The organism is Arthrobacter sp. FW305-BF8 (genome assembly GCF_021789315.1).
In the GTDB taxonomy this organism is placed as follows: domain Bacteria; phylum Actinomycetota; class Actinomycetes; order Actinomycetales; family Micrococcaceae; genus Arthrobacter.
Map to the genome: position 1 here is coordinate 1,147,284 of NZ_CP084561.1, position 21,804 is coordinate 1,169,087.

17 protein-coding genes and 1 tRNA gene are annotated in these 21,804 nt (G+C 67.8%); 6 read left to right on the forward strand and 12 right to left on the reverse strand.

Annotated elements, in window-relative coordinates:
- The first annotated feature begins 77 nt into the window (after positions 1-77).
- A complete protein-coding gene (locus tag LFT45_RS05140; RefSeq protein WP_236807183.1) occupies positions 78-3,107 on the forward strand; it encodes an alpha-mannosidase in 3,030 nt (1,009 codons plus the stop codon).
- Positions 3,108-3,166: 59 nt separating this feature from the next.
- Here LFT45_RS05140 and LFT45_RS05145 read toward each other — a convergent pair whose 3' ends face one another.
- From LFT45_RS05145 to LFT45_RS05175, 7 genes are all read right to left on the reverse strand, one after another.
- On the reverse strand, positions 3,167-3,997 hold the full coding sequence (locus LFT45_RS05145) for an amino acid ABC transporter ATP-binding protein (RefSeq protein ID WP_272912753.1): 831 nt from the start codon (positions 3,995-3,997) through the stop codon (positions 3,167-3,169).
- Positions 3,984-4,649, reverse strand: coding sequence for an amino acid ABC transporter permease (locus LFT45_RS05150; RefSeq protein WP_236807184.1), 666 nt, complete (start codon positions 4,647-4,649; stop codon positions 3,984-3,986). Before LFT45_RS05150 ends, LFT45_RS05145 begins: the two co-directional genes overlap by 14 nt.
- Positions 4,650-5,489: an amino acid ABC transporter substrate-binding protein gene (locus LFT45_RS05155; protein ID WP_236807185.1), complete on the reverse strand. Its 840-nt coding sequence runs from the start codon at positions 5,487-5,489 to the stop codon at positions 4,650-4,652.
- A gap of 287 nt (positions 5,490-5,776) precedes the next feature.
- Positions 5,777-6,514 (reverse strand): hypothetical protein, encoded by a 738-nt coding sequence (locus tag LFT45_RS05160; RefSeq protein ID WP_236807186.1) that lies wholly within the window; start codon positions 6,512-6,514, stop codon positions 5,777-5,779.
- Positions 6,511-7,272: a hypothetical protein gene (locus LFT45_RS05165; RefSeq protein ID WP_236807187.1), complete on the reverse strand. Its 762-nt coding sequence runs from the start codon at positions 7,270-7,272 to the stop codon at positions 6,511-6,513. The genes LFT45_RS05160 and LFT45_RS05165 overlap by 4 nt, the downstream gene beginning before the upstream one ends.
- A gap of 36 nt (positions 7,273-7,308) precedes the next feature.
- Positions 7,309-8,043 (reverse strand): hypothetical protein, encoded by a 735-nt coding sequence (locus tag LFT45_RS05170; protein ID WP_236807188.1) that lies wholly within the window; start codon positions 8,041-8,043, stop codon positions 7,309-7,311.
- Positions 8,040-8,777 (reverse strand): hypothetical protein, encoded by a 738-nt coding sequence (locus LFT45_RS05175; RefSeq protein WP_236807189.1) that lies wholly within the window; start codon positions 8,775-8,777, stop codon positions 8,040-8,042. Before LFT45_RS05175 ends, LFT45_RS05170 begins: the two co-directional genes overlap by 4 nt.
- Before the next feature lie 195 nt (positions 8,778-8,972).
- Between LFT45_RS05175 and LFT45_RS05180 the strand changes: the two genes are divergently transcribed.
- Both LFT45_RS05180 and LFT45_RS05185 read left to right on the forward strand, forming a co-directional pair.
- On the forward strand, positions 8,973-10,637 hold the full coding sequence (locus LFT45_RS05180; protein WP_236807190.1) for an ABC-F family ATP-binding cassette domain-containing protein: 1,665 nt from the start codon (positions 8,973-8,975) through the stop codon (positions 10,635-10,637).
- A complete protein-coding gene (locus LFT45_RS05185) occupies positions 10,634-12,547 on the forward strand; it encodes an ABC transporter ATP-binding protein (protein WP_236807191.1) in 1,914 nt (637 codons plus the stop codon). Before LFT45_RS05180 ends, LFT45_RS05185 begins: the two co-directional genes overlap by 4 nt.
- 26 nt (positions 12,548-12,573) lie before the next feature.
- On the opposite strand, the gene LFT45_RS05190 is transcribed toward LFT45_RS05185, so the two are convergent.
- From LFT45_RS05190 to LFT45_RS05205, 4 genes are all read right to left on the reverse strand, one after another.
- Positions 12,574-15,459 (reverse strand): discoidin domain-containing protein, encoded by a 2,886-nt coding sequence (locus tag LFT45_RS05190; RefSeq protein WP_236807192.1) that lies wholly within the window; start codon positions 15,457-15,459, stop codon positions 12,574-12,576.
- 168 nt (positions 15,460-15,627) lie between these two features.
- The gene (locus LFT45_RS05195) at positions 15,628-16,050 is read right to left on the reverse strand and encodes an NUDIX hydrolase (RefSeq protein ID WP_236807193.1); all 423 of its coding nucleotides are present in this window, start codon (positions 16,048-16,050) and stop codon (positions 15,628-15,630) included.
- On the reverse strand, positions 16,047-16,583 hold the full coding sequence (locus LFT45_RS05200) for a DUF6314 family protein (RefSeq protein ID WP_236807194.1): 537 nt from the start codon (positions 16,581-16,583) through the stop codon (positions 16,047-16,049). The genes LFT45_RS05195 and LFT45_RS05200 overlap by 4 nt, the downstream gene beginning before the upstream one ends.
- A gap of 1 nt (position 16,584) precedes the next feature.
- Positions 16,585-16,657, reverse strand: a tRNA-Arg gene (locus LFT45_RS05205).
- Positions 16,658-16,743: 86 nt separating this feature from the next.
- Between LFT45_RS05205 and LFT45_RS05210 the strand changes: the two genes are divergently transcribed.
- Positions 16,744-17,526 (forward strand): DUF998 domain-containing protein, encoded by a 783-nt coding sequence (locus LFT45_RS05210; RefSeq protein ID WP_236807196.1) that lies wholly within the window; start codon positions 16,744-16,746, stop codon positions 17,524-17,526.
- A gap of 23 nt (positions 17,527-17,549) precedes the next feature.
- Here LFT45_RS05210 and LFT45_RS05215 read toward each other — a convergent pair whose 3' ends face one another.
- Positions 17,550-18,194: a hypothetical protein gene (locus LFT45_RS05215; protein ID WP_236807198.1), complete on the reverse strand. Its 645-nt coding sequence runs from the start codon at positions 18,192-18,194 to the stop codon at positions 17,550-17,552.
- Between the two features lie 87 nt (positions 18,195-18,281).
- Here LFT45_RS05215 and LFT45_RS05220 point away from each other — a divergent pair, with 87 nt between their 5' ends.
- Together LFT45_RS05220 and pcrA are read left to right on the forward strand one after the other, a co-directional pair.
- Positions 18,282-19,130: an inositol monophosphatase family protein gene (locus tag LFT45_RS05220; RefSeq protein ID WP_236807200.1), complete on the forward strand. Its 849-nt coding sequence runs from the start codon at positions 18,282-18,284 to the stop codon at positions 19,128-19,130.
- A gap of 99 nt (positions 19,131-19,229) precedes the next feature.
- Positions 19,230-21,773 (forward strand): DNA helicase PcrA, encoded by a 2,544-nt coding sequence (gene pcrA, locus LFT45_RS05225; RefSeq protein WP_236807202.1) that lies wholly within the window; start codon positions 19,230-19,232, stop codon positions 21,771-21,773.
- The last annotated feature ends 31 nt before the right edge of the window (positions 21,774-21,804 follow it).

Here is a 21,804-nt window from a genome sequence, read left to right on the forward strand (position 1 = left end):
AAGCTGACCGCGACGCCCATGCCCGCACGAAAGCCAGCACAGCCCGCTTCAGCTTTCACGTACTAAAGAGGTACACATTGCACGACGACCGCCGGATCACGGAAGTCCGTCTGGACCGCTTTGTCCGCGAAAGGATCACCCCCGCCGTTTATGGGCGCAGCGTGCCCCTGGAGCTGACCAGCTGGGACGTCCCGGATGAACCCGTCCCGGTCCTGGAGGCCCTGCGCCAGGACTTCATGCCGCAGGAGCACGGTGCCGCCTGGGGGCGCCCATGGAGCACAAAGTGGCTGCGGCTTCAGGGAGAGGTGCCGGATGCCTGGGGAACCGCCCCGGATACCGAGGTGGAGATTGTGGTGGACCTCGGGTTTACCACGGAGATTCCCGGCTTCCAGTGCGAGGGAATCGCCTGGCGGCCGGACGGCAGCATCATCAAGGCCATCTCGCCCCGCAACCAGCACATCCCGCTGAAGCTGCTGGGCAGCGGGCTCGCCGTGGACTTCTATGTGGAGGCAGCAGCAAACCCGGATGTTGCCCAGGGCTGGAGCTTCGCGCCGACTCCGTACGGGGACAAGGCTACCGCGGGGAACGAACCGCAGTACCGTTTGGGCAGCATCGCCATCGCGGAGCTGAACCGGGCAGTGTGGGAGCTCCAGCAGGACGTGCTGACACTCAGCGGCCTCATGCACGAGCTGCCCACCGAGCTGCCGCGGCGGCACGAGATCCTCCGCGCCCTGGAGCGCATGATGGACATCGTGGACCCGGACGACGTCGCCGGCACGGCGCCCGCCGGTCGTGCAGCGCTGGCGGAGGTGCTGGCCAGGCCCGCTTACGCGTCAGCCCACCAGCTGCTGGCCACCGGGCATGCGCACATCGATTCGGCTTGGCTGTGGCCTGTCCGGGAAACTATGCGCAAGTGTGCCCGGACCTTTTCCAACGTGGTTGCCCTCATGGACGAGGACCCGGACTTCGTCTTCTCCTGCTCGTCCGCACAGCAGCTGGCCTGGATCAAGGAATACTACCCGGAGCTGTTTGCCCGCATCCGGGAGAAGGTGAAGTCCGGCCAGTTCATTCCCGTGGGCGGCATGTGGGTGGAGTCCGACACCAACATGCCCGGCGGTGAAGCCATGGCCCGGCAGTTCGTCGAAGGCAAGAGCTTCTTCCTCAAGGAATTCGACGTCGAGTGCATGGAAGCCTGGCTACCGGATTCCTTCGGGTACTCCGCGGCCCTGCCTCAGATCGTTAAGGCCGCCGGGAGCCGCTGGTTCCTGACGCAGAAGATCTCCTGGAACCAGATCAACCGGATGCCGCACCACACCTTCAACTGGGAAGGCATTGACGGCACCCGCGTTTTCACGCACTTCCCGCCGGTGGACACGTACAACTCCGAGCTCAGCGGCCGGGATCTTGCGCACGCCGAGCGCAACTACCGGGACCACGGACACGGCACCATCTCGCTCGTCCCCTTCGGTTACGGCGACGGCGGTGGCGGACCGACGCGGGAGATGGTCGCCGCCGGGCATCGCGCGGCCGACCTGGAAGGCTCGCCGAAGGTCCGGATCGGATCGCCGCGCAGCTTCTTTGAGCAGGCCGAAGCAGAGTACAAAGCGCTGCCGGTCTGGGTGGGTGAGATGTACCTGGAGCTGCACCGCGGCACTTACACCAGCCAGGCCAGGACCAAGCAGGGCAACCGCCGGTCCGAGCACCTCCTGCGCGAGGCGGAACTCTGGTGCGCCACGGCCGCCGTCCGCTCCGGTGGGGAGTACACGTACCCCGCGGCCGAGCTGAAGCGGCTGTGGCAGTTGGTCCTGCTGCAGCAGTTCCACGACATCCTGCCCGGCAGCGCCATCGCCTGGGTGCACCAGGACGCCGAACGCAACTACGCGGCCGTCGCCAAGGGGCTCGAAGCCCTCATCAGCGAGGCCGCCGCGGCCCTCCTGGGGGAGGGGACGCAGGAGTTCCTGCTCAACGCGAGCCCGCACGCCCGCCTCGGAGTTCCGGCGCTCACGGCCGCTGTGCATGCGGTAACCGAGGATGAGGTGCAAGCCACACCGCTGGACGGCGGCTTCGTCCTGGACAACGGAATTATCCGTGCCGTACTGGATGACAACGGGCTCCTGACGTCGCTGCGGGACCACGGGACAGGCCGGGAAGCCATCGCGCCCGGCCAGTTCGGAAACCACCTGGAACTGCACCGGGACACCCCCAACGAATGGGACGCCTGGGACATCGACGAGTTCTACCGGCGGAACGTCACCAGCCTTACCGACGCCGCGGAGGTGAGGCTGGAGCGGAACGGCGGGGACGCCGTCGTCGTGGTGGAACGGCTCACCGGGTCCTCCCGCATCACCCAACGCGTCACCCTGCCGGCGGGCAGCCCGTCGCTGGGGATCTCCACCGAGGTTGACTGGCAGGAGCGCGAGAAGCTGCTCAAGCTGGGTTTCCCGCTCGACCTGAGGGCGGACCGGTCGGCGGCGGAAACCCAGTTCGGCCACGTCTTCCGGCCGACCCACGTGAACACGTCGTGGGAGGCCGCCAAGTTCGAGATCTGCGCGCACCGCTGGATCCACGTTTCGGAACCCGGGTACGGCGTGGCCATCGCCAATGCCTCCACGTACGGGCACGACGTCGCCCGGACTGTCCGGGACGACGGCGGGACCACCACTATCGTCCGGCTCTCGCTGCTGCGCGCTGCCAAGTTCCCCGACCCCGAGGCCGACCGCGGCAGGCACGTGCTGGACGTCTGGGTCCGGCCGGCAGCGGGAATCGCCGAGGCCGTGGAGGAGGGCTACCGCGCCAACCTCGCTCCAAGGACGGTGCTCGGCGCGCACCCGGCCGAGGCGCTGGTTACGGTGGACAACCCGGCCCTGGTGGTCGAAGCCGTGAAGCTGGCCGAAGACGGCTCGGGAGACGTCATCGTCCGGCTGTACGAATCCCTGGGCCAGCGCTCGGCCGGGCGCCTGACCGCCAACTTCCCGGCCACGGGCATCCAGGCGGTGGACCTGCTCGAGCGGCCGGTCGAGGCGACCGGCATGGTGGCCGGGGCGGACTCCGCGGAGCTCACGCTGCGGCCGTTCCAGCTCGTGACCCTGAGGCTCACGCGCCGCTGACGGCCTTCCGCGACAGCGCTTCCGGCGTACTAACAGCAGGCCTAGGCGGTTAGGAGTGGTCAGAATTCGTGCAGCAGCCGCCGGACGAACTGCCGGGTCCGCTCCTGCCGCGGCGCCCGGAGGACTTCTGCGGCCGGTCCGCGCTCCACCACCAGGCCGCCGTCCATGAAGATGACCTCGTCCGCCACCTGCCGGGCGAAGGCCAGCTCGTGGGTCACGATGACCATGGTCCACCCCTCGTCGGCAAGTTCCTGGATGACGCCCAGGACGTCGCCGACGAGTTCCGGGTCCAGCGCCGAGGTGGGCTCATCGAACAGCAGCAGCTGGGGTTTCAGGGCGAGGGCCCGCACAATGCCCACGCGCTGCTGCTGGCCGCCGGAGAGCTCGAACGGATAGGCGTCGCGCTTGTCCGCCAGCCCCACCCGGGCCAGGAGCTTTTCGGCGTCGGCCACCGCCTCGGCCCGTTTGCGCTTCTGGACCTGGACCGGTCCTTCAATGACGTTCTGCAGGACGGTCATGTGCGGGAACAGGTTGTAGTGCTGGAACACCATGGCGCTGCGGTCCCGCAGGTCCGAAATCTCCTTCTTGGAGACTTTGGCGGAGAAATCCAACGCGAGCTCGGTTCCCGCGGAGGCGCCGGAACCCGCAAAGGTGACCGTCCCGGCGTCGGGCGTTTCCAGCCCGTTCAGTGAGCGCAGGACGGTGGTCTTGCCCGAACCAGACGGCCCGATCAGGGCCACGACGTTGCCGCGGCGCACGTCGAGGTCGATGTCCCGCAGCACCACGTTGCTGCCGAACGCCTTCGCGAGGTTGCGGACCGACAGCACCGGTCTGCCCTGTGATGCGGCCCCGTGGGGTGCCGCCTGTGCTGCTCCGTCAGTGGGCGACATAGCGGTCCAGTCTCCTTTCAAGCACGGACTGCCCGGAGGAGAGCGCCAGGCAAATGATCCAGTAGACCAGGGCCGCCTCGAGATACAGCACCATGAACTCCTGGCTGAACGCCGCGATCTGCTGAGCGTTGCGGAACAGCTCCGTGACCAGGATGAGCGAGGCGAGCGACGTGTCCTTGACCAGCGAAATGAAAGTGTTGGACAGCGGCGGCACCGACACCCTCGCGGCCTGCGGCAGGATGATGCGGCGCAGCGACTGGCCCCGGGACATGCCGATGGTGTGGCCGGCTTCCCACTGGCCCTTCGGCACCGACAGGATGGCGGCCCTGATGACCTCGGCGGCATAGCCGCCGATGTTCAGCGAAAAGGCGATGATGGCACTGGGCCACGGATCAAGCTTCACCCCCAGGCTCGGCAGGCCGTAGAAGATGACGAAAAGCTGCACCAGCAGCGGGGTGCCGCGGATCACCGAAACGTAGAACCGCGCCACGCCGGACACCACGGCGTTGCGGCTTAGCCGCATCAGCGCCACCAGCAGTGCCAGCGCGAGGCCGATCGCGAATGAAGCGAGCGTCAGCGGGATGGTGCCAGTGATTGCGCCCGTGACAATAGGGCCGAAGGAGCTCCAGATGAGATCCCAGTTCAACGGCATCTACTTGGAGACGTCCGTGCCGAAGTACTTCTCCGAGATCTTGGCCAGCGTCCCGTCAGCGCGGAGGTCGTCCAGCGCCTTGTCTACGGCCTTAGTGAGCTCATTGGAGCCCTTGCGGAACACGAAGGCGCTCTCTGACTTCTCACTGGTTTCGGCGGCGATCTTCAGCCCGGCATCCGGATTGGTCTTCGCGTAGTCGAGGTAGGTGAGCTTGTCATTGACGATGGCGTCCACGCGGCCCTGCCGGACCAGCGTCACGCCCTGGGCCCAGCCCTCCACGGACTGCACATTGGCGCCTGCGTCCACGGCCAACTTGTAGAAGTTGCTGGTGAGCGACTGGGCGGCGGTCTTGCCCTTGAGGCTCTCAAAGCTCGTAATGCTGCTGTTGTCCGCCTTCGTCACGATCACGCCCGTAGAGATGGTGTACGGCTTGGAGAAGTCGTACTTGGCCTTGCGTTCCGCGTTGATGGAGATCTGGTTGGCGATGGTGTCGAACCGTTTGGCGTCGAGGCCGGCGAAGATCCCGTCGAACTGGGTTTCCTGGAAGTTGGCCTTCACGCCCAGCTTGTCGGCCACGGCCCGGGCGATCTCGACGTCGTAGCCGGTCAGGTCGCCCGCTCCCTCCGCGTGGAAGCTGAACGGCTTGTAGGTGCCCTCGGTGGCGATGACAATCTCACCCTTGGACTTCACGTCGCTGAGCGAGGTGTCCGAGCTGCTGGCAGCCGGAGCCTGGGAGCCTCCGCCGCCGCTGCCGCTGCCACCGCCGCAGGCCGTCAGAGCCAGTGCCAGTCCGGCGAGGGTGGCTGCAAGGGCGGAGCGGCGGGAATGGATACGGTTCATGGCGGGTACCTTCTTTTTCAGGCTGCGGCGGTAGGCATCGCGGCGGCCTGTCCGGCTCCCGCGGTGCCAGTGCCTGCAACGCATTGGCAAAGAGCTTTATTTCGCCATCATACGGGGGCTGAAACCGGCCCTTAAAAAGGCTGAGTGGGGGCGGTCCCCAACGGCCGCCACCACTCATCCCCCCAATGTGCGATCCGGCAGGCGCCACGGCTTGTGAGCCAGGCAGCAACTGCTTTCACACATTCATGATTCTCTCACGGTCTAATGATTTTGTGAATCCCGCTCCGCTACCTTTCGGTAGATGACGTCCCGTGACCTCCTCGGCTGGCGGCCTTGACGCGCGCCAGCCAGACCAGAACGAGGCCCGCGGTGAAGAAAACCACCGCACCATTGTTCACTGCCGGCGCGACCACGAGGATCTGGGGAGGCGCGAATTCCAGGCAGAGGCCGGCCACAGTGGCCACCGCTCCGGCCGCCATCAGGGCGGCCCCGGTCCTGACGAGCGGGGGCAGGCTTTCCTTGACGCTGCGCAGCAGGGCAGGCAGCAGTGCGAGGGAGACGTACGCCAGGTAGCCCCGAGCGGCAGCCCAGTAGTACGGCAGCAGGGCCTCATTCCAGGCGCTGGCCGCGCCGGCGTCCCTGAAGCGCACCGACGAGGCGGCCGGTTCCATCAGGAGGAAGACCGTCACGAGGGCCGCTGAGAAAATCGCGAGCATGGCCAGCCCCGGACGTCCGGCGATCATGCGGTGGGCATCAGGGGCGCCAAACCCCCTCGTGACGCGGACCGCGATGAGGTAGATCGTGGCGAAAACAATCAGGCGCAGCACAACGTGGGCAATGTTGATGCCGCCGAGGGCACCGTCGATGGCCACGTAGAACTGTTCGATGCTGAGGATCCCGGCGGCCGTCGCCAGCAGGAAGATGAAGAACAGGGTGGGGTTCACGCCGCGAACGGCGCTGGGAAGCCGGGCCACGGCGGCACCGGCGCAAACAATCAGCGTTATCCACGGGAGAATCTCGCTCATACCAGGTTCTCCCAGATTCTTTCGGTCTGTTCCTGGTCCTGCTCCTGCCGCCGCAGGGTCTTGCCCAGCGCCTGGAGGCGTTCGCCGGCCAGGGCGGCGAGGTCGCCGTCGCTGAGCCGGTCAAGGGCCGCCTGCCGTGCGGCCGGCGGCCAGCCTGCTTCCGCTTCGGTCACCAGCCCCGTAGCCACCAGTCCGCCGGCCAGTCCGACGCCGGCAGCCCGGGAGGTGGCGACGGCCAGTTCCGGGGCGAGCCGGTTGGCGGTCAGCTGTGCTGAGTAGTTCTGCGGGGCGACGCCGGTGGCGGCGGAGACGCGGTGCCGGAGCTCGCCGTCGTCGATTGCGTCCACCCAGTTCTTCACCGAGGTGCCATGCGGAGGCGGGCTGAGTTCCGGCTGGCACGGGCCCGTGGAGCCTGTGCCGGTGGATTCTGTGCCGGTGGAGCACTTGGGTGCGGTGCGGACGATGACGGCCCGCAGCAGGTCGACGGTGGCGATTTGGCTAACCAGTTCCTTGTCGGAAGGAGGGAGGGAGGAACTGGAGAGGTCGTTGTACGTGTCAAAGGTGGCCAGTGCGGCGACCGGATTGATGTTGTAGGCCCGGCTGATGCTCACGACTGTTGTCTCGGCAACCTTTCCCCGCACCAGCTGCTGGGCGAGGGTGGTGCGCTTGACCCCGGAGACCCTGCAGATGTCGGCCGTGCTGGTGTCCGGTGCCACGCCATTTAGCCAGCGCTGGAATGCTTTGGCGGGGAGGGGCATGAAACGCTCTCTGCTGAACGAGTGATTGGAACGATACTAGCGGCGTGCGGCGGACACCGGCCGGTGCTTCCGCCCGGCCCGGCTGCTGGCCACCCAGATGAGTGCCAGGCCCACGACGAAGCACAGGATGGCTGTGTAGTTGATGACGAACTTCAGGAACCCCACTGCCGGCGGCATGATCGGGAAGAGCAACGTGACGGCGATCGCAGCGCAGCCCACGGCCAGAAGGAGCGCGCTTGCCCGCAGCACCGCGGGCAGGGAACTCCTGAGCGCCCGCAGCATCCCCGGCAGCAGCACAAGGCACACGTACGCCGGATAAGCGCGCCCGGCCGCGGCGTAGTACTGGACAAGCACCGCGTTCCACGCGTTCCCGGTATTGACGGCGGTCATGCCTACTGAGGAACCCGAGGTGTCCATCAGGATGAAAGGCACCAGCAAGGCAATGGAGGTCAGGCCGAAGGCTAGCGTGCCGGCTTTGCCCCGGAGCAGCCGGAGACCCTGTTCATCGCCGAAGCCCGTTGCGATTCGGAGGCCGAGGAAGAAGATCGCCCCGAAGATGATGAAACGCAGCAGGAGGTTCGCGATGTTGGTGCCTCCGAGCAGGCCGTCGATCGCCAGGTATGGGCCTTTGATGCTCAGCAGGACGGCGAGGGTCATCAGCGCAAAAATGAAGAACATGGAGCGGTTCTTGCGGCGGACCAGGTTGGGGACCCGGCTCAGCGCGGCGGTACAGCACGCGATCAGTGTGGTCCACTGCAGGATTTCAATCATCCGAGGTTCTCCCAGATCGTTTCGGTTTGTCGTTGGTCGTGTTCTTGCCGCCGCAAGGTCTTGCCGAGCGACTGAAGCCGTTCGCCGGCCAGAACGGCCAGTTCGCCGTCGGTCATGCGATCCAGGGCAGCTTGCCGGGCACCGGGCGCCCAGCCGGCTTCGGCTTCGGTCACCAGCCCGGCGGCCACCAGCCCGCCGGCAAGTCCGACGCCGGCGGCCCGTGAGGTGGCGACGGCCAGTTCGGGGGCGAGCCGGTTGGCGGTCAGTTGCGCTGAATAGTTTTGCGGGGCGACGCCGGTGGCGGTGGAGACGCGGTGCCGGAGCTCGCCGTCGTCGATCGCGTCCACCCAGTTTTTCACCGAGGTGGGATGCGGCGGCGGGCTGAGTCCGGGCGGCTCTGTGCCTTTGCCTCTGCCGGCGTCCCGCTCGGTGCGGGCGATGATGGCGTGCAGCAGGTCCGTGGTGGCGATCTGGCTGACCAGTTCCTGCAGCGTGGGCGGGATCGGCGGTTTTTCCAGATCCCGGTAAGGCTCAAAGGAGCCCAGCGCTGCCACGGGATTGATGTTGAAGGCCCGGCTGATCCCCACCACAGTTGCCTCGGCCACCTTGCCGCGGACCAGCTGCTGGGCCAGGGTGGTGCGCTTGACCCCTGACGCCCTGGCCACATCAGCCACGCTGGCGTCCGGCGCGACGCCGTGCAGCCAGCGCTGGAAGGCCTTGGCGGGTAGGGGCATGGAACGCTTTCTGGTCACGGGCGGGTTGGTGCGAAGTGGCGGCCCGCCGGCCTGGATTTTACGTAGCGCGCCGCTTCAACTATGCTAAGTGGTCGAACCCGCTGGTCCGTACACCCCCCAAGTCCGGACCAGCGGGTTCTTTCATGCCCACCTGATTTTTCGGGTGAAAACGGGCAGCGGTGAGAGGATGGATTGATGACTGCAACCCTTGTTGCGAAGGACCTTTCGGGCGGTCATGATCACCGCACCCTCTTCTCCGGGCTGTCCCTCACAGTGGCCCCCGGGGACGTTGTTGGCGTGGTCGGCGCCAACGGTGCGGGCAAGTCCACACTGCTGCGGCTCCTTGCCGGCGTGGACCAGGCGCAGGACGGCACAGTCAGCCTCGCACCGGCCGACGCCTTTGTGGGCTGGCTGCCGCAGGAACACGAACGGCTCGCCGGCGAAACCGTCGCCGCCTACATCGCCCGCCGCACCGGCTGCGCGAAAGCCACCGCAGAGATGGAGTCCACGGCCGAGGCCCTCGGCTCGGGAGCGCCCGGAGCCGACGACGCCTATTCGATGGCCTTTGACCGGTGGATGGCCTCCGGGGCCGCGGACCTGGACGAACGGATTGCCCCCGTCCTGGCCGACCTGGGACTGGACGTCGGCCCCGACGCCGAGATGACCGGTCTGTCCGGTGGCCAGGCTGCGCGCGTGGCGCTCGCCGCCCTGCTGCTAAGCCGCTTCGACGTCGTGCTCCTGGACGAGCCCACCAATGACCTTGACCTGGATGGCCTGGCCAAGCTGGAAGCGTTCGTGCAGGGGCTTCGCGGCGGCGCGGTGCTGGTCTCCCACGACCGGGAGTTCCTGGCCCGCTGCGTGACCTCGATCGTGGAACTGGACCTGGCCCAGAACTCGGTGGCCGTGTACGACGGCGGCTACGAGGCCTTCCTGGAGGAACGCGCCGTGGCCCGCCGGCACGCCCGCGAACGGTACGAGGAATTCGCCGCGACCAAGGCGGACCTCGTCTCCCGGGCGCGCACCCAGCGGGAATGGAGCTCGCAGGGCGTCCGGAACGCAATGAAGAAAAACCCGGACAACGACAAGATCCGCCGTGCCGCCAGCACCGAGTCATCCGAAAAGCAGGCGCAGAAGGTCCGGCAGATGGAATCGCGCATTGCCCGCCTGGACGTGGTGGAAGAACCGCGCAAGGAGTGGCAGCTGCAGTTCAGCATCGGCCAGGCGCCCCGCTCCAGCTCTGTGGTGGCGACGCTGCGCGACGCCGTCGCGCGGCAGGGCAGCTTCACCCTGGGGCCGGTGAACCTGCAGCTCAACGCCGGTGAACGGATCGGCATCACCGGACCCAACGGCGCCGGCAAATCGACGTTGCTCCGGCTGCTTCTGGGAACGCAGGAACCGGACTCCGGCGACGCTTCCCGAGGTGTGTCCGTGGCCGTCGGCGAGATCGACCAGGCCCGGGGGCTGCTGGCCGGACACCTCAAACTGGCGGACGCCGTCGAAGCCGTCCTGACCGACTACACCTCCGCCGAGGTCCGGACCCTGCTGGCCAAGTTCGGCCTCAAGGCGGACCACACCGCGCGCACCGTGGACTCGCTGTCGCCGGGGGAGCGGACCCGCGCCGCCCTGGCCCTGCTGCAGGCCCGCGGCGTGAACCTGCTGGTCCTGGACGAGCCCACCAACCACCTGGACCTCCCGGCGATCGAGCAGCTAGAGGAAGCACTGGAAAGCTACGACGGCGCCCTGCTGCTGGTCACGCACGACCGGCGGCTGCTGGAAAACGTCCGCCTGGACATGCGCTGGAATGTGGACAACGGCGTCGTCACCGAACTGGCGGCAGGCAAGATGGAGCAGAACAAATGAGCATGGACGGCGTCGCCTGGCGCTCGCTATACAACATCACCCGGGCCAAGAGCGGCTCCCGGCCGTTCTCCAAGGAAACCCTGAAGCGCGTCATGGGCTTCGCCCGGCCGCACCGGGGACGGCTGATCGCGTTCGTGGTGGTCTCCGTTGCCATGGCCTTCCTGGCCGTGGCGACCCCGGTCCTCGCCGGCCAGGTGGTCAACACGATCGTTGCCCGCGCCGATGCCGGCGAGGTGGTCCGGCTGGCGGCCCTGATCGCCGGCGTGGCGGTGGCTGAGGCAGCCCTGGGCATGGTGAGCCGCTGGCTGTCCTCCACCATCGGCGAGGGCGTCATCGTGGACCTCCGCACCAAGGTGTTCGACCACGTCCAGAGAATGCCCATCGCGTTCTTCACCCGGACCCGCACCGGCGCGCTGGTCAGCCGCCTGAACAACGACGTCATCGGCGCGCAGTCCGCGTTCGCCGGAACCCTGTCCGGCGTGGTCAGCAACGTGGTGGCCCTCATCCTCACCCTCGTGGTGATGCTGAATACCTCCTGGCTGGTCACCGTGCTGGCCATGATCCTGCTGCCGATCTTCCTCATCCCCGCCCGGCGGATGGGCTCCCGGCTGGCGGACCTGCGGCGCGAGGCGGCCGAGCACAACGCCGCCATGGGCACCCAGATGACCGAGCGCTTCTCCGCCCCCGGCGCCACCCTGGTCAAGCTGTTTGGCCGGCCCGACGAGGAATCCCGCGAGTTCGCGCTTCGCGCCGGCCGGGTCCGCGATATCGGCGTGCGGACAGCCATGCTCCAGTTCACGTTCGTGACCGCGCTGACGCTCGTCTCCGCCCTGGCCCTCGCCCTGGTCTACGGCCTGGGCGGCTGGCTGGCGATCGGCGGCCAGCTCGCGCCCGGCGACGTCGTGGTGCTGGCGCTGCTGCTCACCCGCCTCTACGCGCCGCTCACCGCGCTGTCCAACGCCCGCGTGGAGATCATGAGCGCCCTGGTCAGCTTTGAACGGGTCTTCGAAATCCTGGACCTCGAGCCCCTCATCCAGGAAAAGCCGGGTGCGCTGGCCGTCCCGCCCGGTCCGGTGGCCGTGGAGTTCGACGACGTGCGCTTTTCCTACCCCTCGGCGGACAAAGTCTCTCTGGCCTCGCTGGAGGAGGTCTCCACGCTGGACACGCGCGGCGGCGAGGAAGTGCTGCACGGCATCAGCTTCCGGGTGGAACCCGGGCAGACCGTTGCCCTCGTGGGGTCCTCCGGCGCCGGCAAGTCCACAGTGGCCCAGCTGCTGTCCCGGCTGTACGACGTCGATTCCGGCGCCGTGCGCCTCGGCGGCACCGCCCCGGCCTCCGGCCTGGACGTGCGCGACCTGACCTTCGATTCCATCCGCGCCACCCTGGGCATGGTCACCCAGGACGGGCACCTGTTCCATGAAACCATCGCCTCCAACCTCAGGCTGGCCCGCCCCGAAGCCACCGACGAGGACATGTGGGCCGTGCTGCGCCAGGCCCGGCTCGAAGCCATGATCCGTTCCCTTCCCGACGGCCTGGAAACCGTGGTGGGGGAGCGCGGCTACCGGCTCTCCGGCGGCGAACGCCAGCGGCTCACCATCGCCCGGCTGCTGATAGCCCAGCCCCGGGTGGTCATCCTCGACGAGGCCACGGCCGCCCTGGACTCCACCAACGAGGCCGCCGTGCAGGCGGCGCTGGGCGCGGCGCTGGAAGGACGCACCGCCGTCGTCATTGCCCACCGGCTCTCGACGATCCGCGCGGCCGACGCCATCCTGGTGGTGGAGGACGGCCGGATTGTGGAGCGCGGAACCCACACCGAGCTGCTGGCCGCGGACGGCCGCTACGCGGAGCTGTACCGGACCCAGTTCGCCGAGGCCACGGCCGTGGCGGAGGAAGCGGTGCCGGAGTACTGACCGGCCACCGGCGCCTGGAGCCGTGACTACCGGAAGATGTTGTAACTGCCCCAGCCGGCGCTGATGATGGTTCGTGTACCCATGATTCCCTTGCTGAAGGGATAGTGGGCTAGCCGGCCGTCGGTCAGCCGGGTGATGAGTCCGTGGCCGCCGGGGCGGAACCCCGTCACCTCGGTAATGCTGTTGATGGTGTTCCAGCCGCCGCCAAGGCGCCGTCGGGTTTCTGGGATGAAGCTGCCTGCTCCATTCGAGCGGTACAGGATGAGGTTCCCGTCGCCGCGTTTGGCGATGACGTCCTGTTTCCCGTCCTGATCGTAGTCCGCCATGGTGAGGTACAGGCCGCGCCATCCCGCTCCGGTCCGGACACGGGGACTCAGGCCTTTTCCGGCACTGTTGCCGTAGTACCACAACGTCCCGGCAGCGTCATAGGCGAGGATGCCCGGGTACTTGTCGGTGCTCCGCCAGCGGCCGATCGTCACGTGGTAGGTGCTCCATCCTGCGCTGAGGACCTGGGGAGGGGCGAATCCTCCATTGGGCTTTCCGGGGTAAAAGATCATCCTTCCGTCTTTCCACTGCGCCATGATGTCGAACATGCCGTCGGTGTTCCAGTCGGTCACGAACCCCTTCGACAGCCCTGACCAGCCTGCACCGATCCTTTCCCGGGGCTGCAGGCCGCCCGTACCGTTTGGATGGTAGTTCCACAGGACCCCATCGGAGGCGACAGCCAGGGTGTCAGCGTCGCTGCCGATGGTTGGGCGGGAGGCAAGGACGGACGCCGGGGCGCCGATCGCGATGGTTGCCGCGACGCTGGGCACTCCGGCGGCGTCCAGCGCAAACAGCAGGTAGTTGCCTGGGACAAGCACGCCGGTATCCGCCGGCAGCTTCAGCGACGCGGTGTTGCCGGATATCCCAGTTGCATTCAGGGGGATGCGCCGCTGATCAGTGTTCACGGCGTGAGTCGCCGAACCCATCCGCATCAGGGAGAACTCAGTGACCGGTGCCGCGGTGGTCACGGAAATGGTGCTGCCGGTAGTGGCGGTGGTGGGGGCGGTGACAATTTTCGGGCGGGCGCGCGGGCTGCCGTCCGCGTTCAGCAGGTAGGGCGGCGTGAAAATCTCTCCGTCCAGGTGGTTGGTCGTGCAGCTGCCGCACAGTCCGCCACCGCCGACGAAGACCCTGCCATCCGGGAGTAACAGCGCGACGCTGTGATAGGTCCGGGGAATGGCCATCGGGGCCAGCGTTGTCCACTGCCCGGTGGCGGGGTTCCAGATTTCCGGGGCCATCCTGGCGTCAGTGTCGGTGAACGGAACAGGATTCCCCTGGCCTCCGACCACGAGCACCTGGCCGTCGGGAAGGGCTACACCGTTCGCGAACGACCGGGTGACGGCCATGTCGGCGGTCCGGGCCACGGTGACCCCGGCGTTGATGTCGATGGTGTACGCGCGGGCTGTGGCAATGCTGTTCTCCTGGACGGGCGCCCCGCCCACGGTGAGGATCTTGCCGATGTCGTACATGACGGCGTCGCCGCTCATCGCGTCAGCGCTGTCTGACCGCGGGCCTGCCGGGCTGATGCTTCCGGACCCCGCGGTGGTGATCCAGTTCATCCGGCGGCTCGGCCCGGCGTGGAACACCCGGCCACCGGGCGCGGCAAACAACCACGGATGGTTGTCCGCGCGGTAGCTGCCGAGAGGATCGGCGGTCAGGATGCTGTTCACCAGCACATTCGGCAGCGTCCGCCAGCCGCTGGCGGCCGACCACACCTCGCCGTGCTTGTTGCCGATGCCACCGGACCATGAACCTCCGATGGTGAACACCTCACCGGCCGATGTGGTCACGCTGGAGTGATAGCCACGGGCGATCTTCATGGCCGGCCCCGCGGTCCATGTGTCCGTCGCCGGGTTGTAAAGGCTGGTTTTTGTGCTGTTGGAACCGCCCGTGACCATGAGTTGCCCGTCGGGAAGCAGCGAGGTCCCGGGGCAGAACATGTCGTGTCCGGTGTTGGATACCTCGCTCTGGCTCACGGCACCGGTGGCGAGATCCAGGATGGAAGTCTGGGTGTAGCCCGGCGCGCCGCCGAACGTGGTGGCGGAGTAGGCGGACCATGTCAGCAACCGGTTCCCGGGCAAGAGTGCGGCCGCGGTGGGCACCAGCGGAAAGTTGATCGTCGGACCCCAGGACCCCAGTGACTCGTCCGACTGTACTGACTCGCTCGCCAGCGGCGCCTTGACCGCAGCCGGCATGCCCGCAACTGGCGGGGCCGCGGCCGGTGGGGCCGCTGCCGGCGGGGCCGCGGCGTTGCCGGCACTTTCGCCCAACAAATTGATCTCCGCGGCGCTGCTCCAAGGTCCACGTCCGCCCGTTTCGGTCATGGCTTGCAGCCGCACGTAGCGGGCCTGTACTGCTGCGAACGTCACGCTTTTCTCCGCACTGGTGTCCGCCCAGGTGCCGCGGGCCACCGGAGGGGCCCACAGGGCGCCGTCGGTACTAACCGTGATCTCGAAGCTGCCGATCCTTCCGTCCGGGCTGTCGGCACGCGGGAGATAGCGGAACCCAGAGATCGTTTGCACCGCGCCGGTGTCGATCGTGATGCTGTGCGGCAAGGCAGCGGCGGTCTCAGTCCCACCGCTTTGCCAGTACGTGGCGGCGTCGCCGTCCAGAACGTGGGCTGCCCGCCCGTTCCCGCCCGATGCCTGTTCGTCACTGGCCGTCACCGTCCACCCGCTCCGGGGCAGCGAAGGCGGGGCAGCCTCGAGCGCGGCGGCTGGCAGCGCGGCGATGTGGATGTGTGGGCCGGTGGCATGTGCTCCAATTGCGTGTGACCCTGTTGCGCTCGGAGAGCCGTGCGGAGCCACCGCCACGTACCCCGTGATCAGGAGCAGCGCGACCGTGACAGCTGACCCAAGCCGATGCATGCGCGCCTCCGTCCGGCTCCATTGACCGATGACAGGAGAAAGGCTAGAGGGGGTGGCTTGCAAAAACCTTGGCCCCCAACAAGGGCCGGGGGCGTCCGCATCGAAGGTAGCGGTCCCGCTGCGGTCCTCGAAACCAGGGCGGGGCCCTCGAAAGCAGGGCGGGGAACTCTAGGAGCGGGCTGCGCCCCGGGCGTCTGGCGGCGCCAGCGCCGGCAGTATGTGGTCCGTGAGCAGCGGTGCGAGGTCGCCGGGCCACTCCGCCGCGAGGTCCAGCCACCGGATCTCGGCGATCTCAGCGGAGGGGTGAGCCACCCAGGTGCCCGGCGCCGTGAAGACGGTGGCCTCGATCTCCGTAGCCGCCTCGTTGGCGGCGTCGGCCAGCCAGACGCCCATCAGGGTAAGTTCGCGGGGATCGACGATGATGCCGACTTCCTCCTGCAGCTCCCGGGCGGCGGCCTGCACCGCGGTCTCGCCGGGCTCGGGCTTGCCGCCGGGGTGCATGAACTTGTCCGTGCCGCGCTTGCGGACGGTCAGGAGCCGGCCCGCGGCGTCGTAGACACACACGGCGGAGACGATGATGCGCGGATTCACGGCTTCGCGCCTAGCCCGTCCGCTGCCACCGTTGCCGGCAGCCGGCGCAGCACGGACTCCAGCAGCAGGTCCTTGCGCGGGCCCGTGACATCCCAGACGTAACTGAACCCGTCCTCGCCATGACGGACGTACGTGACCCGGTAAGTGTCAGGATCGCACCAGTGCCGGTCCTGACTGGCCTCCGGGGAGAAGCTCATCCGGTGGAACGGCCGGGCATCGGGAAACAGCATGTCCAGAGCGTCCGGCGTGTCCGCGGGCCGGAGCAGGTAATCGCGGGTGGCCGGCCCGGTGAAGGTGCCGCCGTCGGCAGCAGGCCAGACCACGGTCCCCTCCTCGTGGAAGCGGAGCCCGCCGTCGCCGTCCGGGGAAAAGATCACGACGCCGGTGAAAGTCCCCCGGGTGCCCGCAGCCCGGTCCAGCATGGTCCGCTCCACGGCCCAGCGGCCTGCCAGCGGAAGGTCGGGGGAGGAGGGGGCCGCCGGCGTTGTACCCAGCAGATAGTCGCGGAGCCCGGAGGGGTGCTGCAGATTCAAGTGCCCTCGATTGGAATCGAACCAACGACACCGGCTTTAGGAGAGCCGTGCTCTATCCACTGAGCTACGAGGGCGGGTGCCCGCCGCGGCCGGTTTTTGACCGGCCCGTTCGGGCACGCTTACAAGCATACAAGGTGGCGGCGGGTACTACGCTCTTGGCATGGCCGCCGCAGCTGAAGTCCCCACCGCCCGGGCAACGTTCCTGCCAGACACCGCCTCCACACGGCAATACATCGGGGCATGGGCGGTGCTCAGCGTGGTCCAGTATTTCATGGCGGAGGCGGCGGTCATCGGCGCCTGGGCCGGACCAGAGCCCTACAGCCGGCGGACCGGCCTCATCAGCGACCTGGGTGCCGTCACCTGCGGGCTCTACGGCGGCCGAAGCATCTGTTCGCCGCTGCACGTGCTGATGAACGTCTCCTTCGTGGTTCAGGGACTCGGCATGCTGCTGGGCGCGCTGCTGCTCAGCTCGGCGCTGCTGCGGGTGGCCGCCCGGGCCCGGGTGCAGGTCATGGCCAGCCATTCCGGGGAAGTGCCGTGGTACTCGGCGGTGGCGGCGCGGATCCTGACCGGGACCGCAGGCGTCGGCACGATCGTCGTGGGGCTGGTCCCTGAGGACCTGGAGTCCGGCTGGCATTACGCGGGCGCCGTCATGTACTTCATCGCCGGCTCCCTGGCGCTGCTGCTGCTCGGCGCCCTGTGGCTCCGGCAAACGCCGCTGGGCTGGTTTATTCTGGCCGCCGGCGGAGTGTCCGCGGCCGCCCTCGTCACGGCGGCCGTCACCGGCCTGGACGTTCCCGAGCCCGGAACCCTGGAACGGCTGATGGGCTACCCCATCACGATTGGCCTCGCGGCCGCCGGCCTGGTCATCGCCCAGCGTGTCCGGCAGGAACGGCAGGTTCGCAGGGCCTTCGCCCGGGCCCAGGCGGCCCGGAACGCCTAGGCTCCCTGAGCCACCGGAAATGCCTAGGCTTCCTTCTGCAGACCCGCATTTTTCGGGGACCGGCGGCCCAGGAACACGGCGGCGCCGCCGGCGAGAAGACTGGCCACGAACAGTACCCAGCCGGCCACCGTGAGGCCCGACGCCAAGGCGACCTGGCCGGCGTCGAGGTTTACCGCAGCGATCATGGAATCAATGGTGACGTTGCCCCACAGCCGGACCACCACGAACACGAGCGGCAGCGCCCAGAGTGCCCAGCGCAGCGCCTTTTTTGCCACGTTGGTGCCGATCAGAAGCAGCCAGGTGAAGGCGAAGATCAGCGGAAACAGGGTGCCCGCCGTCTTATGCACGTAGTTGAGCTGGCCACGGGCGTCGGCGTCCAGGGCGCGGCGCAGCTGCTCGGCGTAGCCGGTGTCGAAGCCGCCGATCAGGGAATCGGGCATGGCCAGCCCGCCGGACAGCTGGGTGAGCTGGTTCAGCGTCAGCAGGTGGACGTACCAGAACAGGAACAGGCTGGCCACTACGCCGGCAATGACAATCAGGGTGGCGTTGTTCTGGGCCTTCGCAGGAGACCGGTCTGTTCGGGGGTTGATCACCGGCGGCAGGTGGTGCTGGGGTACTGCGGCCTTCGCGCCGTGCTTCTTGATCCGTTGTGCAGGTGTTTTGGCCATGCGTCCATTATCGCCCGCTGTGCTCCGGCTCTGCTGTGCTCCGGCTCTGCTGTGCAGGGCCTGCCCGGCGCCGATAGGGTGGGAACCGTGACGGAACTGGGCAGACACAAACTGGGTAAACACAGCGCCACCAACCTGAGCCCCGAGCTCGACGACTACGAGCTGGCGGCCGAACTGGTCCGCGAGGCCGGGCAGCTGGCGCTGCTGATGCGGCAGGGCGGCCTCGACGCCCAGCGCAAGACGTCCATCTCCGACGTCGTCACAGCCGCGGACCACGCGGCCGAAGCCTATGTGCTGGAGCAGCTTCAACGCTGCCGCCCGGACGACGGCGTCCTCGGCGAAGAAGGCGCCGCGGTGCGCGGCAGTAGCGGGCGGACCTGGGTCATCGACCCGGTCGACGGCACCTACAACTTCCTGCAGGGCTCCACCTACTGGTGCTCAGCCATCGCCCTCAAGGACGAATCGGATGTGCTGCTCGGCGCCATCTTCCAGCCCGAGGAGGACAAGCTCTGGATCGGCGGCAAGCAGCACGCCACCACCCTCAACGGCGAACCCGTCACCACCTACAAGGAGGACGGAACCAACCGCAACGCCGCCGACCTCTCCCACCTTGGCGCCGGCACGTACATCCACCCGCGGTGGCTCGCCGACCCGATGTGCGCCATGCCGTGGCACGCCGCCGCGACGTCGGCCGCAACGCTGCGTATGCTCGGGTCCGGCTCGTGCGACCTGGGGCGCGTCGCTGACGGGCAGCTTGGCTGCTGGTTCCAGCACAGCTGCCCCGAATGGGACTGGCTGCCCGGGAAGGCGATAGTGACGGCCGCCGGCGGCGTCGCCGGCACCGTTCACGTCAACGGCCTGGAATGGTTCATGGCGGGAGGAACGACGGCGGTGCACCAGTTGCGCGCCGCGCTTGAGTCAGGCTCTGTCGACTAGCCTTCTTGCCCTTCGGTTCTCCCGGCGCCGGGGCTATCTGCCGGGTTATCCACAGGGCGGAATCCGGTGTCAGTCCCACCGCCTAGACTTGTAGTCACCATGGATATGTTGTTTGACCCCTACGCTGACGGTCCCTTCAAGGCTGGTTCCCACGCCGGTGCCATCACCAAGTCGCGCCCCGAAGCAGGGCTGATGACGCCCGCGTTCGGCGGCGGCCCGGGCGAATCCGCCGGCCGCCCGGCAGCTGGCCCCGCTGCCGGCCAGGCAGAGGGAGGCCCGGCGGAGGATCACGCCCGGCACCATCTCCCGGACGCCGGCGCACTGCTGGCCGGCCTGAATCCGCAGCAGGAGGAAGCGGTCAAGCACTCCGGCAGCGCATTGCTGATCGTGGCCGGGGCCGGCTCCGGAAAGACCCGCGTCCTCAGTAACCGGATCGCCTATCTGATTGCCACCAAGCGTGCGCACCACGGCGAGATCTTGGCCATCACGTTCACCAACAAGGCCGCCGCGGAAATGCGTGAACGCATCGAGGCCCTCGTGGGCAACAGGGCCAAGGCCATGTGGATCTCCACGTTCCACTCGTCATGTGTCCGGATCCTGCGCCGCGAGGCCGCCAACGTCGGCCTGAACTCCAACTTCTCCATCTACGACTCCGCCGACTCCCTGCGGCTGATTACCCTGGTGGCCAAAAACCTGGACCTGGACCCCAAGAAGTTCGCGCCCAAGGCCATCCAACACAAGATCTCCGCGCTCAAGAACGAACTGATCGACGACGACTCGTTCGCGTCCGCCGCGAACCACAGTGACCCGTTCGAGAGCGCCGTGGCGGACGTCTTCAAGGGCTACACCCAGCGGCTGCGGCAGGCCAACGCCATGGACTTCGACGACCTCATCGCGCAGACGGTCTACATGTTCCGGGCCTTCCCGGCGCTCGCCGATTCCTACCGCCGGCGGTTCCGGCACGTCCTGGTGGACGAATACCAGGACACCAACCACGCACAGTATGCCCTGGTCCGGGAAATCGTCGGCGAGGGCCCGGGCGCGGCGGAGCTGACCGTCGTCGGCGACTCGGACCAGTCCATCTACGCGTTCCGCGGCGCGGACATCCGTAACATCGTGGAGTTCGAGAAGGACTATCCCGCCGCCCGTACCATCAAGCTGGAGCAGAACTACCGCTCCACCCAGAACATCCTGAGCGCGGCCAACTCCGTCATCTCCCGGAACCCCAACCGCCCCGAGAAGAGGCTCTGGACCGCGGAGGGCGAGGGCCACAAGATCATCGGCTACGTGGGCGAGAACGAGCACGATGAAGCCCAGTTCATCGCCAAGGAAATCGACCGGCTCCAGGACGAGGACAATCTCCGTCCCGGCGACGTGGCCATCTTCTACCGCACCAACGCCCAGTCCCGTTCCATCGAGGACGTCCTGGTGCGCGTGGGCCTGCCGTACAAAGTGGTGGGCGGCACCAGGTTCTACGAGCGCAAGGAAATCAAGGACGCGCTGGCGTACCTCCGGGTGCTGGTCAACCCGGACGACGACGTCAACCTCCGCCGTGTGCTCAATGAGCCCAAGCGCGGGATCGGGGACCGGGCCGAGGGGGCCGTGGCGGCCCTCGCCGAGCGGGAACGCACGTCCTTCATCTCCGCCGCCCGCCGCGCCGACCAGGCGCCCGGCATGGCCACCCGCTCGGTCAACGCGGTGCTTGGCTTCGTGAAGCTCCTGGACGACCTCGCCGAGGTCGCCGCGGGCTCTGGCGCCGCGGCCGCCCTCGAGGCGGTGCTGGAACAGACCGGCTACCTCGCCACGCTGCGCTCCAGCACGGATCCGCAGGACGAGTCCCGGGTGGAAAACCTCGCCGAGCTCGTCGCCGTCGTCCGTGAATACGAGCGCGACAACCCCGAAGGATCCCTGGGCGCCTTCCTCGAGCAGGTGTCACTGGTGGCCGACGCCGACCAGATCCCGGACGCCCCTGGCGCGGACATTGACGCCGCGGTGGCCGAGGCCAAGCGGCTTGGCGTTGTCACGCTCATGACGCTGCACACGGCCAAGGGCCTGGAGTTCCCCGTGGTGTTCCTGACCGGCATGGAGCACGGGCTCTTCCCGCACCAGCGCTCGGCCACCGACCCGAAGGAACTGGCGGAGGAACGCCGGCTCGCCTACGTGGGGCTGACGCGCGCCCGGAAGCGCCTCTACGTCACCCGTTCCGAGGTCCGAAGCATGTGGGGGCAAAGCCAGTACAACCCGGCCAGCCAGTTCCTGGAGGAAATCCCCTCCGAACTCGTGGAATGGAAGCGCGAGGGAACAAGCCGGCAATCCGGCGGGTGGGGGAGCGGCGCCGACATCGGGTCGAGCCGGTACGGCGGTTCCTTTTGGGGCGCCGGAACGGCCCGCGGCACCCGTGCCGATTCCTCCGCGGGCTTCAACGCGGACGTCCCGGCCGCCGTCGCAAAAAACCGCGTGCAGCCGCAGAAGGAAGTTATCGCGGTCAGCGTGGGGGACCAGGTCAACCACACGAGCTTTGGCAACGGCACCGTGCTCGCCGTCGAAGGTGCCGGGGACAAGACCGTGGCGAAGGTGAAATTCGACGTCGGCGAGAAGCGACTGCTTCTGCGGTACGCGCCGCTGACCAAGATCGACGCCTAAGCGTGCGGGTGCGGCGCCTGGATGGCGTGGC